This is a genomic window from Cupriavidus sp. (assembly GCF_057315035.1).
Genome location: NZ_DBHKYV010000050.1, coordinates 41,823 through 54,789 on the forward strand (window position 1 = coordinate 41,823; position 12,967 = coordinate 54,789).

At 64.5% G+C, this 12,967-nt stretch carries 10 protein-coding genes; 3 read left to right on the plus strand and 7 right to left on the minus strand.

The window, feature by feature from the left end; translation table 11 throughout:
* The first annotated feature begins 11 nt into the window (after window positions 1-11).
* The gene (locus tag ACO550_RS35105; protein WP_315597732.1) at window positions 12-1,628 is read left to right on the plus strand and encodes a hypothetical protein; all 1,617 of its coding nucleotides are present in this window, start codon (window positions 12-14) and stop codon (window positions 1,626-1,628) included.
* Window positions 1,629-1,771: 143 nt separating this feature from the next.
* Here ACO550_RS35105 and ACO550_RS35110 read toward each other — a convergent pair whose 3' ends face one another.
* Genes ACO550_RS35110 through ACO550_RS35120 form a run of 3 tightly spaced genes read right to left on the minus strand, consistent with a single transcriptional unit; the run spans window position 1,772 to window position 5,676 of the window.
* Window positions 1,772-4,018 carry a polysaccharide biosynthesis tyrosine autokinase gene (locus ACO550_RS35110; RefSeq protein WP_315597750.1) on the minus strand — a complete coding sequence of 749 codons (2,247 nt, stop codon included), beginning with the start codon at window positions 4,016-4,018 and terminating at the stop codon, window positions 1,772-1,774.
* The gene (locus ACO550_RS35115; RefSeq protein ID WP_315597731.1) at window positions 4,018-4,479 is read right to left on the minus strand and encodes an arsenate reductase/protein-tyrosine-phosphatase family protein; all 462 of its coding nucleotides are present in this window, start codon (window positions 4,477-4,479) and stop codon (window positions 4,018-4,020) included. Before ACO550_RS35115 ends, ACO550_RS35110 begins: the two co-directional genes overlap by 1 nt.
* A gap of 33 nt (window positions 4,480-4,512) precedes the next feature.
* Window positions 4,513-5,676, minus strand: coding sequence for a polysaccharide biosynthesis/export family protein (locus tag ACO550_RS35120; protein WP_485995112.1), 1,164 nt, complete (start codon window positions 5,674-5,676; stop codon window positions 4,513-4,515).
* 237 nt (window positions 5,677-5,913) lie between these two features.
* On the opposite strand from ACO550_RS35120, the gene ACO550_RS35125 reads away from it, so the two are divergent.
* The gene (locus ACO550_RS35125) at window positions 5,914-6,675 is read left to right on the plus strand and encodes a ChbG/HpnK family deacetylase (RefSeq protein ID WP_315597730.1); all 762 of its coding nucleotides are present in this window, start codon (window positions 5,914-5,916) and stop codon (window positions 6,673-6,675) included.
* A gap of 60 nt (window positions 6,676-6,735) precedes the next feature.
* Here ACO550_RS35125 and ACO550_RS35130 read toward each other — a convergent pair whose 3' ends face one another.
* From ACO550_RS35130 to ACO550_RS35145, 4 genes are all read right to left on the minus strand, one after another.
* Window positions 6,736-7,944 carry a glycosyltransferase gene (locus tag ACO550_RS35130; RefSeq protein ID WP_315597729.1) on the minus strand — a complete coding sequence of 403 codons (1,209 nt, stop codon included), beginning with the start codon at window positions 7,942-7,944 and terminating at the stop codon, window positions 6,736-6,738.
* Entirely contained in the window at window positions 7,941-9,086 is a 1,146-nt protein-coding gene (locus tag ACO550_RS35135) for a glycosyltransferase (protein WP_315597728.1), read from the minus strand. The genes ACO550_RS35130 and ACO550_RS35135 overlap by 4 nt, the downstream gene beginning before the upstream one ends.
* A 36-nt stretch (window positions 9,087-9,122) precedes the next feature.
* A complete protein-coding gene (locus ACO550_RS35140; protein WP_315597727.1) occupies window positions 9,123-9,746 on the minus strand; it encodes a WcaF family extracellular polysaccharide biosynthesis acetyltransferase in 624 nt (207 codons plus the stop codon).
* Window positions 9,747-9,887: 141 nt separating this feature from the next.
* Window positions 9,888-11,150 carry a WcaI family glycosyltransferase gene (locus tag ACO550_RS35145; protein ID WP_315597726.1) on the minus strand — a complete coding sequence of 421 codons (1,263 nt, stop codon included), beginning with the start codon at window positions 11,148-11,150 and terminating at the stop codon, window positions 9,888-9,890.
* Window positions 11,151-11,444: 294 nt separating this feature from the next.
* Here ACO550_RS35145 and ACO550_RS35150 point away from each other — a divergent pair, with 294 nt between their 5' ends.
* Window positions 11,445-12,842, plus strand: a complete 1,398-nt coding sequence (locus ACO550_RS35150; RefSeq protein ID WP_315597725.1) for a hypothetical protein — start codon at window positions 11,445-11,447, stop codon at window positions 12,840-12,842.
* The last annotated feature ends 125 nt before the right edge of the window (window positions 12,843-12,967 follow it).

Here is a 12,967-nt window from a genome sequence, read left to right on the forward strand (position 1 = left end):
GGAGCCCGCGAATGCCCAACTTCCGACGCAGTTTCCTGGCCCGGCTCGGCGTGTTGACCGGTGCGGGCGTGGCCACCGCGGCGGGCGCGCGCGAGCCGACATCGGGTGGCTCGACAGGCGCTCGCGAGCGTGCTGTATCAGTTGCCGATTTCGATGGCCTGGACCCGACCGGGCGCGCGCCGTCGGATGGGGCGTTTGCCAGTGCGCTGCGCGCCGTGGCTCGTCAGGTGCGCAAGGCCGAATTCGGTGAGAACCCCAACCTGATCGGTGGTCCACGCATCGTCGTGCCGCCAGGCACCTATCGTCTTACGCGGCCCGGCGCGCTGTTCGACTCGGCGCTGTTCCCGGGACGCACCCAGGGACTGGCGATCGAAGGCGACGGCCCGTCCGGAACCGTTGTCATCCTCTATGAGCCACGTGGCGACGGCGCACTGTTCAAGAACCAGGACGTGGCGCTGGTGGTGCGGCTGCGCAATCTGCAGTTCCACGGTAACGCCCCGAACAACGACCTGATCGACAGCGTGAGTTCCGGTGGCGCACAGGACTATGCGTTCGACGATTGCCTGTTCACCGGCAAATGGCGCTACGGCGTGAACCTGACCGGCGACAATTGCAACAGCGAATGGAAGTTCTGGCGCTGCGCCTGGGCCGGTACCTGGAAGTCATTCCTGTACGTCGGCGACAAGCGCACCTCGGACCAATTCCTGAACTACTGGTTCGACCACTGCAAGTACTGGTGTTCAAGCAACTGGATCGACATGCATCGCGGCGGCAATATCAAGCTGACCGACTGCGACGTAAGCGGCTATGACCCCTCGGTGCCGACCAACCTGTTCAACCTGCGCGGCAACAACCATGCGATGGGCGTGTGCTCGTTCAAGGCCGAAGGGCTGCGCGTGGAGCAGAAGACGCGCAACGCCGGCGTGATGCTGTGCGAATGGGAGCAGGGCAATATTGGATTCAAGGACTGCGACTTCGGCTCGCAAGGCTATCAGTCGTTCGCTGCCGGTACCGTTTCGGCCGTGTTCTCGCCAGGAAACACGGCTGGCGCCCAGGTGGTGTTCGATAACTGCCAGATCATGGGCCGTCACCACTATGCGTCGGGGCAGGGACCCACGGCGCAGGGGCGTGCGGTCTACCGCAACTGCGATTTCGTGAACTACACCTATCCGGACGAGGCGCTGATGTTCTCCGAGTCCGGCAACCAGCTCGGCCGCCGCCGCGTGGTGACGCTGGAAGGGTGCCGTGGCAACAGCGCCGCCGGTGTCTATGCCGATGCCGAGATTGGCTGGCATGTGGCCGCGTCGGCCACGGTCAGGACCAAGATGGTCTCGCTGAGGAATGCGTTTGGCCGGCTTCCGGCACGTGCCGACGGTGCGCAGACCGTGATCCTGCCCCTCAATGCCATCGTTACGCGCGTGATTCTCGATGTGGCCGGCGGCGGCAGCTACGCGATTGTGTCAGGCGATCCTTCGTCCCCCTTGCTCAAGCCAAGCCAGAAGGCCGATGAGCGCATGCTGTTCCGCTGCAATACACGGCAACGCTGCACCATCAGCCTGGCGCCCGGATCCGGAGCGGACCAGCCGCCCGGTGCCGATGCGGTGGCGCTGATCGAATACATCGGCTAGGCGGTTCGTTCCATTCCTGTTCCGGCTCCTTCCGCGGGACCTCCATCTTTCCTCCACTCGGCTCTACTCAGCTCCACATAGCAGATACAGAAAGAAAAAGGCCGCTTCCGGAGAAGCGGCCTTCCTTTTGTCGTACAGGCAGATCAGGCGCGCTTGGCCTGTTCGCTGCCGTAGCGGTTCAGGTAGCGGTACTTGCCGAACTGGTAGTGCGAGCGATACCAGCGTCCTTCCACCGCAAGGCCGTTGAACAACACGCCCTTGACCTCGCCACCGGCCTGCTCGACCAGGCGGCGCGCGGCGGTGAGTTCCGCTGCCGTGGTCTTGTCGGCACGCGCCACCATGAACACCGCGCCAGCCTTGGGCGCCAGGATGCCGGCATCGGACGCCGCCAGTACCGGTGGCGTATCGATCAGCACCAGGTCGTAACGCGAGCGCACTTCGGCGAGCAGCTCATCCATGCCCGGGCTTTGCAGCAGGTCCGCCGCGAGCGGAGGTTCCGCTCCGGTGGAAATGAAGTCCATGCCAGGCGCTACATTGCGCTGAATCACGTCGTCAAGCCGGCTGCCGGTCAGTGCTTCGGTCAGGCCGGGTTTGCGCGTGACATTGAAGTGCTCGTTCAGCGCACCCCGGCGCAGATCGCCATCGATCAGCAGAACCTTGCGCCCGGCAGCGGCCGCTACCACTGCGAAATTGGCGCTCAGGAACGACTTGCCGGCTTCGGGCGCGGGGCCGGTAAAGACCACCACGTGGTTACGCGGGGACGAGAGCAACGCGAACTGCAGCGCGGTGCGGAAGCCGCGCAGGCTCTCGATGGCCGGGTCGTCCGGTTCGCTCAGGGCGAGTACGTCCTTGCCGTCGGCCTTGGCACGTGTCAGGCGAGCCTGCTGCGTGCTCATCGGAATCGTGGCGTAGACGGTCATGCCGCACTGCGTCTCGATCTCTTCGGCATCCGCGACCCCGCCGTCGAGCATGCGGCGCACCGCTACCACCAGCAGCCCCATGATGATGGCCAGGGCTGTCGACGTACCAGCAATCAGCCCGCGGTTCGGACGCACCGGCTTGATCGGCACGTCGGCATTGTCGATCAGGCGTGCCGTGCCAACCTTGCTGGCCTTGACCAGACGGAGCTGCTGCACATCATTGAGCAGCGACTGATAGAGCTCGGTGTTGACCTTTACGTCGCGCATCAGGCGCACCACGTTCTGTTCCACGTCCGGCAGCTTCTGGATCTTGCCCGTGACGCCGTTGAGTTGCGCGTTCAGGCCGGCGATCTGGTTGTCCAGGATCTCGATCGTGGGATGGTTCGCAGTGAAGCGCGCGATCAGTTCCTGGCGCTTCTGGCGCAGTTCCTGCATCTTGGTCTGGATCTGAACCGACTGCGACAGGATCAGCTTCGATTCCTCGCTGAGGTCGATCGTGCCGCGCTGGTTACGCATCGCGTTATAGCGCGACTCGGAAGCTTCCATCTGCTGCTTGAGTTGCGGCAACTGGCTTTCGAGGAAGTTCACCGATTTCTCGGCCTCGGCCGCCTTGCGGCGCAGGTTCTGCTCCACGTACTCGCTGCCGATCTCGTTGAGGATGGCCGAGGTATTGGCCGGAGAGGTGCCCTCCAGCGCCACGCCGATCACGCCGCTCTGCTTGCCGCGTTCTCCGATCAGCAACTGGTCCTGCAGGTTGGCGATGGCGGCACCGCGTGGCAGCCGGCGTACATAGAACCGCGCGCCGGGTCGGCCGTCGAGTCGGCTGATCTCGAGCGACACCGTGCCGCTGGCCGTGGCCACGGTCAGCGGATGGCCAACCTGGCCTTCGGCGGTCTTGTCGCTGCTGGCGAACGCGAGGCTGTACTTGCCATCGCCGAGCGCGGTTACCACCATGCGGCGGTCTTCCATCTGCGCGGGTACGTCGAGCCGTTCGACCACGATCGACTCGCTACCCCAGGCAAAGCCGCCAAGCCCGAACAGCCCGGGAGTGGAGAGTTCCTTGTTGTAGCTGGCAATCGATGCGCCGACCAGCGGGAAGTAGCGCGGCGTGGCCTCGATGTCCAGATGCAGTGTATCGACGGCCTTGCCGACCACCATGCGCGAGCGCAGCAGCTCGATTTCCGCGGTCGCCGCCGGCTTCACGTCGAATACCGGCGAGATATTCGCCGCAAGCTTGCTGGCGGTGGTGCCCCCGTTGGTGTCCTCCACCTGCACCAGGATGTCGGCCCGGTAGACCGGCCTGGCCAGGTAGGCGTACAGCAGGCCCACACCGAGAATCGTGGCGGCGACGATCAGGAAAGTCCAGCGGTAGCGAACCAGCACATCGACATATGACGTCATGTCCATGCTCTTTTCGCTCTCTTCCCATGTATCAGGCACGTTGTCCCGAAAATTCCTTACGTTGCTCATCATGCCCCTCCATGGCGGTGGGCCGGCGCTGCCGCATGAATTTGTGCCGACCAGGATTCAACACCCATCTTGATCAAACCAAGTACGATGACAAACATGCTTTGCGATCCGCCAAACGGGTCGGGCACGTCGGTCTGCTGCTCTTCGCACAGGCGGTACGTCTTGCCGCGTGCCTTTGGAAACATGTCTTCCAGCGCGTCGCGCTGTTCTTCATCCATGACCAGCACGAGGTCGGCACCGGCGACGAGCGCGTCGTCCACGGCGCGCGCACGGTGCGCGCTCAGGTCGTCGCCCTCGGATGCCAGCAAACGTACCGCGCGTGGATCGGCGGTGGCGCCCACGGGCGGCGCGAGGCCCGCCGACAACACGCTGCATTGCGGCAGCTCGCGACTGAGAAGTGCCGCTGCCATCGGGCTCCTGCACCGGTTGCCGATGCACACCACCAGGATCGACCGGATCATTTCCACCCCGTCTGGTTCAATGGCGCCATGGCCTTATGGCCTGGCGATGCTGGCGGTGCCCACGACCGGCTGGATCAGCAGCGTCATCACGCGGCTCCAGCGCACCAGGTCGCGCGCATCCACGTAGACCACGTCCTTGGGTTCGAGCTCGAAACTCTCGGCAATGGCCAGTGCCACCGGCGAGGTGCCGTCCAGGTGATACACCTTGGGCTTGCCCTCACTGGTCTTGCGGATCACGAAGATCTGCTCGGCGTTAGCCGATGCGGGATTCACGCCACCGGCATCGCCAAGCGCCTCGTTCAGTGTCATGCGGCCGTTGCGCATCAGCAGCGACGAGGGCTTGACCACTTCTCCGGTCACGAAGATCTTGCTGTCTTCGCGTTGTTCCACGCGCACGATGTCACCGGAGCGCAACAGGATGCGCGACGGATCGGTGCCCTTGGCCAGCAATGCCGGAATATTGACGTACCAGCTGCGTTCGCCGCGCGTGACGCGGACGCGGCTGTTGTCGCCGGTCAGGTTGAGCACGCCGCCGGCGCGGTTCAGTGCCTCGACCAGCGTCATTGCCGCATCGTCGATGGCCAGCATGCCGGGTGTCTTGACTTCGCCGTCCACGTACACACGCTGGCTGCGGAAGCCCAGCACACGCACGGTCATCTGCGGGTCGCGCACCACGCGCGACAGGATGCGGGCCATTTCGTCGCGCACCTCGTTGGCCGTCTTGCCAGCCACTTTCATCACGCCCGCATACGGGAACTGGATGTCGCCGGCGGGGCTGACCACGTAGCCGGGCATGTTGGAGCCACCGCTCGATGTGGGGATCTCGAACGCGGCGCCAATGCTGTAGGTCTGCGTGGGAAACACAAGTTCGGGGTGGTCCCAGACCACCACCGAGATGATGTCGCCGGCGCCGATGCGGTATGGCGTGGGCGTGGCGAACAGCTCTTCCACACCGGCATTGGCCGGCTTGGACTTGGCCTGTTGCTCGCGCACCAGTTCCAGCGTGATCGGCGTGACATCGGGCATTGCATCGGGGCTCACGGCGCTGACCGGCGCGGTGGCGCTGAACTGCATGCCCGGTGATGCCGCGCATGCGCCCAGCAGCAGCGCGGCGCACGCCGAGGCCAGCAGGGCGCCCAGCGAACGGCGTGATCCGGAATCGGGCCCGCAGGCGGCGTGGTCTTGGCTTGTCTTCACGGCATCCTCTCCCCAGTCGTTGAAACGAGACGCGGCATCGCTGTCCGTCGCGATTAGATGCATCGTAGGAGTCTGCAAAGTGCACTATCGGTGCGCTCTCGCACATTGATGCCGGAGCACTACGGCGCAACGTTGCATATCGCACCGAAGGCAGGTTGCGGTGCCGCATATCGTTCGCAACACGGACCACAAGACTGGCCCGCGCCTGGCGCATGCGCCGCACCAAAGGGGATACACATGAGGGGTGTGATCATCAACGCAGACGACTTCGGCTACGACGAAGATACCTTCCGGGCCACGGTTGCCTGCTTCGACGCCGGTCTGCTCACCAGTGCCACGATCCTGGCCGGGCGCCCGGCTACGGCGCAGGCGTGCCGCTACGCGCGGGACAACCATGGGCGCTTTTCCTTCGGCCTGCATTTCAACATCGTGGAAGGGTGGCGCCCGCAAGGTACGTCGGCCACGCTGTGCCGCAAGGACGGCTCGTTGTTCCCGCCCAAGATCCAGCGCGCGCGCGCCATGGCCGGGCTGATCGACCCGGCCGATCTGCGCCGCGAGTTCCGGCTCCAGCTCGACGAATTGCGCGACCACGGCGTGAGCGTGTCGCATGTCGATGGCCATGGCCATATGCACAAGTACCCGGCCATCATGCGCGTGCTGCGCGAGGAAATGCTGCGCGCCGGCATCTCGCGCGTCAGGCGTCCACAGAATTGCTACTTCATGAAGAATCACGTGCGTGGCGCGATGAATGTGCTGCTGCTGCGCCACTTCGGCGGGCTTCGCAGTCCGGACTTCTATGTGGGTGCCGACACACGGCAGCCAGGCTGGGCGCTCCAATTGCCCGCGATCCTGCCCGAAGGCGTAACGGAGATGTCGGTGCATCCGGGGTACAGCGAATCGTGGCGCAAGGAGGAGGGCGCGCCGTTGATGGAGCCGGAGCCGCTTGGCAACGTCCTCAAGCAGGCTGGCATTGCGCTGCTGCGCTATCACGACATCTGATCCGCATCCAAGGCATGCAAACATGCGCGCGGCATCGGGTGACGATGCCGCGCGCTGCTTTCAGGCCGCGCCGCGGCTGATGGCCGCAACCGTGCTGTCGAGCACGGCTTCTGCGCGCGTGCGTTCGGCGTGGAAGTGCGCCAGCAGCGCGGTACGGCGTCCTTCGGTTTGCTCGCCGGTGAGCATCATGTTGCGCAAATAGGCGATCGCGGCTTCGGCAAAGTCGGCATCGCGCGGCACCAGTACCCCATTGCATTCGTCGATCATCGAGCCAATGCAGCCACGATCGTGCGCAATCACGGGCACCCCGTGGCTGTGTGCCTCCAGCAGGATCAGGGGCGCCGCCTCGTTGTGGTACGTGGTGGGGAACATCAGTACGTCGATATTGCGGAAGAAATCCTCCTTGGCGGTGCCATGGACCGGGCCGAGATAGCGCACGCAAGCGGTGCGCGCCAGTTCGGCGTCGAACCTCGCGCGGATGTCGGGTGCTACCGGCCCGGCGATGCGTGCGCACACGGGAATGCCGATCTCCTGGGCCAGCCGCACAACCTCGAAGAACGTAAAGATGCCCTTGGCCGCCGTGATGTTCGACAGGAAGCCGATATTGATCGATTCCGACGGTGCGGCCGTCTGTGGGGCCGGCGGCGTGGCGGTACCGGGCAGATCGATCAGGCTCAGGTTGGAAAGTACCTGCACATTGCCAGGTGCCAGCCGGTAGATCCTGGCCAGCTCGGTGCGCATCAGGTCGCACAGCACCAGATGCCTGCCGCGCGGCGCGCAGCGCATGATCAGGCGCGTGTACCAGCTGGGCCGATTGATATAGGCGAAGCTGTGGTGATGAAAGTAGATGTCCATGCCCGACAGGTTTGCCAGGGCCACGAAAGGGGCGTCGAGCAACTGGCCGAATCCGCCCGACAGTCCGAGGTACAGCGTATGGGGCCGCCGGGGCCGGTCGCCAGCCAGCAAGCGGCTCATGCGCCAGAGTTGCCGGGCGCGATTACCCAGTGCCTTGAGTCCCGATAGCTTTCCCGTCGCACGCTTGGAGACATCCAGCACCTCAACGGGCACACGTTCGCGGATGCGATCCACCATGCGCTGGTTCGACGCCGAGAAGCCGTTGTGCGGCGGCGGAAGCGGGCCGAGGAACAGCACCGGCCGGGCCAGCGCCGCCGGCATGCCGGCGGTCTCATGATGCGGCGCGCAAGCCGGCGGTGTGCCAGGATCGGCAGGTTGCTTGGCAATCGGGCCAAGGGTGTTGGGCATCGTCATGCTCGGGCGTCCTCCAGAATCTTCATGCAGCCTTCCATGATGGAGCGGCCGGCACACGCGGGCGTGTACTGGCCTGCCACGTTCAGGCACTGCTGCATGGTGGCCTGCACATCGGCAAAGCTGCGGGTGGCCTGCATCAGTGCACGCGCGAGGTCATTGGTGTCGCGTGTGGCGAAGGTATGGCCGGTGACGCCTTCCTGGATCAGTTCGGGAATGCAGCCACAGCAGTCGCTGGCCACTACGGGGCAGCCATAGCTGAGCGCTTCGTTGACCACCAGGCCCCAGGCTTCGGTGTGGCTTGGCAACACCAGGCAGGTGGCTTGTGAATACTGCTGCGCAAGCTGGCTGATATCCATCGACCCCAGGAATTGCACGGCATCGGCAATGCCGAGTGATTCCGCCAGTTGCGGCAACTGCTCGGCCTCGACGAGCGGCCCGGCCAGCACCAGCGTGGCGGCGGGCTGTTGCCGACGCACCTCGACAAATGCATGAAGCAGGTCCTCGATGCCCTTGGCGCGACATACCAGGCCGACGAACAGGAAGCGCGGGGCATCGGCGGGCGCCGCGTTGGCGAGGCGCTGTGCCGCGGCGTCCTCGGGACTATAGGTATGGGGCAGCGCCGCCGCCTGGCACCGGTAGACGATCTTGGCGGGATCGGCGCCCATGGCGATCACGTACTCGGCCGAGCGCTGGCCGTAGACGAAGATGCCATCGCACTGGCGGAAGAAGAAGCGTTTCATCCTGCGCTTGACCGGGTGGTCGGCCTGGTCACGCATGGTGGAATCGCAGAATACGCCGCGCCGCTTGCCACGCAGCATGCATGCGGCGAGCATGGCCCAGAACTCCACGCGGTGGTAGCCGGGCATCAGGATCAGGCGGCTTTCCGAACGCCAGACTTCGCGCATCAGCCGCAGCGCGACTTTCCAGCGCGGTATCGTCTCGTACGGTTCATCGAACAGGATCTGGTACGGATACCGGTGATAGCTGGTGTCCACACTGCTATAGGCCGAGCGGCCGTAGCCGGTGGCGGAAATATGGAAGAAGCGAACGTCATGGCCGGTGCCGCGCGCGTGCGTGAATGCCTCGCTGAATACCGCACCCTTGTACTTCGGCCAAAGCATGTTGTGGTAGATGTCGATCATCGTCAGTCCCTGGGCTGCGTGGATCCCGGCTGCCGTCTAGTCGGCGTGGACGATGTCCACGTCGTGCGGTGCTCGGGCTGAAGCGTGGTGTGGCATGGCCTGGCCTTGCGGCGCGGAATCCAGGCGCGGCCGCAATGGCCGGCACGGACTGCCCATGCAGATCATGCCGGCAGGCATGTCGCGGAATACCGCGCTGCGGGCGCCAATGACGGCACCATGGCCGATGCTGACGCCCGGCGCGACAAATGTGTGGCTGGCCACCCAGGCTTCGTCGGCAATCCGAATCGGACGACCGCGAATGGCAAAGTCGCTGCTTTGGTAATCGTGGTCGCCGGCGCACAGGTAAGTGAATTGGGATACCACCGCGTGATTGCCGATCTCTATTTCGGCCAGGCTATACAGCTCGGCCCCGTCGCCGATCCATGCGTAGTCGCCAATCTTTACCTTCCAGGGGTAGGTGACCCTGACGCTCGGACGAATCACGACGTTGCGGCCCACCTGCGCGCCGAAGCATCGCAGCAGCCAGCGTCGGAAGCCGTTGGCGAACTGGGGCGACCGATGGAAGAACAGGCTCTGGACGCACCACCACAGCTGCACGGCAAGCGCCGAGCGGCCGCGAAAGCCGGGGGGCATCCTGAAGGTCGACAGATCCTGGAACATGTTGCGCCTCCTCCCGCCGGGCTTGCTGGCCCGGACTCAATCCGGCCGCGCCGGCTGCGATGCAGGTATCGTGACGCTGCACCGCCGCATCCACCGTACGCCAGCCCACAAAGCTGCAGGCCGGCACCAGCTGGGCTGCGGCTATTCCCCTACGTAATCGCCGGTGGCCGCCTCGGCGGTGCCTTGCGGGGCATGCACCCGCTGCAGCGTGGCTTCGAACCCCGCCAGCACTGCGTCGCGATCGAGGTGCGTCGCGGCCCAGAGCCGGCCTGCGGCACCCAGTGCGCGGCAGCGTGGCGGATCGTCTGCCAGTGCCTCGATGGCCTCGGCAAGTGCCGCGCTGTCGCCCGGTTCGACCACGATGCCGCACTGGACTACGAGCTTGCCAAGTTCGGTAGCCGGTGCCGCGGTGGCTACCACGGGCTTCGCACTGACCAGCATGGCCGCCAGCTTGGACGGGAGTACCAGGTCGGCGGCGTCGGCACGCTGAGGCATCAGGTGAATGTCGGCACAGGCCAGCAGCGACGGAAAATCGGCGACCGGTTGCAGCGGCAGAAAGTGAATGCGTGCGAGCCCTTCGCAACGCTTGCGCAGGTCCGCCACTCCCGACCCCGCTCCGCAAAAGATGAAATGGAGATCATCGCGCTCGCGCAGGTGTTCCGCGGCTTCAGGCAGGATCTCGATGCCCTGCTTGGCGCCGATCGTGCCCGAATACAGGGCTACGATGGCATCCTTGGGAATGCCGAGTTGCTTGCGGAAGTCGACGCCACTGCGTTGTGCCAGCGCATCGAGGTCCACCCAGTTGGGCAGCATGGTCAGGTGCGCATCGTCGGCACCCTTGCGCCGCGCCAGCGTCACCATCGCATTCGAAATCGATGACACGTGATCGTAGCGCTTGAGCACGAAGCGCTCGAAGGCACTCGCCATCCGACGCAGGAATTTGCCCTTGAGCAGCCCCAGCTCGAATGCGGCATCGATCTCGTAGTCGTGGATATGCAGCCACGCCTTGCAGCCTGTGAGCCGTGAGAAGATCAGCGCCGCGGGACTGCAGAACAACGGTGGCTCGACGATGAACAGCACGTCGGGACGCCACGTTACCTGGCGCACCAGCCATCCGATGCTGGTGATGGCGAACGACGCGAGGTGCAGGACCCGCTTCAGCCCCGACGGGCGCTGGGGGACCCACAGTGGTGCACGCATGACATCGACGCCATTGCGCATCTCGCGCCGGTAGCGCAGACCGGCGTAGGCCGCATCGACCTTCCAGGCCGGATAGTACGGGGGTGCCGTGATCACGCGTACCTCATGCCCGCGCGCGGCAAGCCATTCGGCCTGTTCGCCGGTGTACTTGCCGATACCTGTGAGCTCCGGAGAATAGTTCAGGCAATAGAGCAGGATCTTCATCGTTCTTTTTCCATCCTGGTGATGCCATGCGGCAAGGGCGGTTCGAGCGGCATGAATCGGCCAGCCACCATCAAGGGGGGCCATTCACGAACGCAGTCTACGGAGCGCGCAGGGTCAGGAATGTTCGAGTCCGCACGCTGCCGCCGGCGGGTGCCAACCTGTGTGCGAGCGAACAGAGGCGACTGCGACAAGCGTCTACGCTCCAATGCGACGGTCGGTCCGTCCGCCCAGCCGCACGTGCCGTGACCGGCACCCGGCGCGATCTAACCCATGGCTGGCAATCTGGAGGTTTGTGTGACAACCCTGAAAGGCGAGCTGCTTGGCAGCGAATCGGATGCGGCAATGGCCTCGGTGCAGCAAGACGCCACTACGGAACGTGCAAGCCAGGCAACCCGCGCCTTGCGGCTGGCCGTGGCCAGCTCGATGGTGTCCAAGGTCAGCAGCACGGCGCTCCAGGTGGTCAGCATTCCGCTGTTTGCCAAGGTTCTCACCGCTGACGATTTCAGCGCGATGATGGTGTACTTCGGTATCTCGGCATGGTTGTCGCTCGTGGCGATCGGCGTCTGGCCAACGATTACATCGATTGCCGCCGACGACCGCAAGGAAGGACTGCTGCCGGGCGTGCTGGCGGTGTCGCTGGGTGGCCTTTCGGCAATTTTCCTGTCGCTGATCGTGCTGGTGCTGGTGCTGCGGCCGGTACTGGAACACAGTGGGATCAACCTGTTCTCGGCGAGCCACTACAGTTTGTTCACGGCGGCGCTGGTCTGCTACGCGCTGCTGACCGTGCTTTCGGTGGGTGAGGCCGTCAACCAGGGACAGCACCGGCAGCATGTCAACAACCTGATCACGGCGGGTGGCAGCGCGTTGAACGTGGTGTTCATCGTGGCGGTAGCCTTCTTTTTCCGCGCGCCCGGCCAGCAGCATGTAGACGTGACGCTGCTGTTCGTGGCAAGCCAGCTCGGCTTTATCCTGCTGCGCGTTTTCAATATGGCTGGCGTGGTGGCGCGCGTGGGACGGCCTCGCGCATTCCCCGGCAAGGCGTTCGCACTCGAACTGGTTCGCAATACCCGCGCGCTGGTACAGGCGCAACTGGCCGTGGCATTCCTGCAGCAGGGCACGGTACTGCTGTGCTACGAAATGGGCATGCCGCGCGATGCGGCGCTGCTGGCGCTGCTGTTTCGCGCCAACATGCTGCTGCACAGTTTCGTATTCATGATCAACCAGCCCCTCTGGCCCATCATCCATCGCAATATGCTGGCAGGAGACTGGCCGTGGGTATCGCGCACCTATCGCAGGCTTGCCACGTGCTATGTGAGCTATGGCCTGCTGGCCATTGCTGGCGCGGCGCTGTTTGGCGGTGCGGCGGTCTCGCTATGGACGGCCGGTGAATATCCGATCTCCAATCAACTGGCGACATTGTGCGCAGTCTATTTCGCCGTGATGGTCACCTCGGCGGCAAGCACGCCGGTTTTGATGGGCGGCCAGGCATTCGCGAGCCTGGGCAACATCGGCGCGCTGGAATTCGCGGCGGCCGCTGTGTTGTGTGTCGTGCTGTATGTTGCCGGCGCGGTGAGCTTTCCCAACATCGTCATCGCGCTGATCGCGGCCAACGCCATCACGGCGCTCTGGATGATGCCGGCACGTGCGATTGGACTGGTACGTAAGGGAAAGCTGGCAGGCGCTGCGCATTGAAGGCGTTGAGGTTCAAACTGCGACCTGTCTCAGCTTGAGCCGCCGGCCCTCACCCCCGGCCCCTCTCCCGCATGCGGGAGAGGGGAGTGTGGTGGTCAAGTTTTTTCAGACAGGTACTAAGGTTG

Bases quoted from the DNA above. Each gene is read 5' to 3' on its own strand.
- ACO550_RS35130 (WP_315597729.1), bottom strand. From the start codon at position 7,944: ATGACGATGCCCAACACCCTTGGCCCGATTGCCAAGCAACCTGCCGAT.
- ACO550_RS35145 (WP_315597726.1), bottom strand. From the start codon at position 11,150: ATGAAGATCCTGCTCTATTGCCTGAACTATTCTCCGGAGCTCACAGGT.
- ACO550_RS35125 (WP_315597730.1), top strand. From the start codon at position 5,914: ATGAGGGGTGTGATCATCAACGCAGACGACTTCGGCTACGACGAAGAT.
- ACO550_RS35135 (WP_315597728.1), bottom strand. From the start codon at position 9,086: ATGATCGACATCTACCACAACATGCTTTGGCCGAAGTACAAGGGTGCG.
- ACO550_RS35110 (WP_315597750.1), bottom strand. From the start codon at position 4,018: ATGAGCAACGTAAGGAATTTTCGGGACAACGTGCCTGATACATGGGAA.
- ACO550_RS35105 (WP_315597732.1), top strand. From the start codon at position 12: ATGCCCAACTTCCGACGCAGTTTCCTGGCCCGGCTCGGCGTGTTGACC.
- ACO550_RS35115 (WP_315597731.1), bottom strand. From the start codon at position 4,479: ATGATCCGGTCGATCCTGGTGGTGTGCATCGGCAACCGGTGCAGGAGC.
- ACO550_RS35140 (WP_315597727.1), bottom strand. From the start codon at position 9,746: ATGTTCCAGGATCTGTCGACCTTCAGGATGCCCCCCGGCTTTCGCGGC.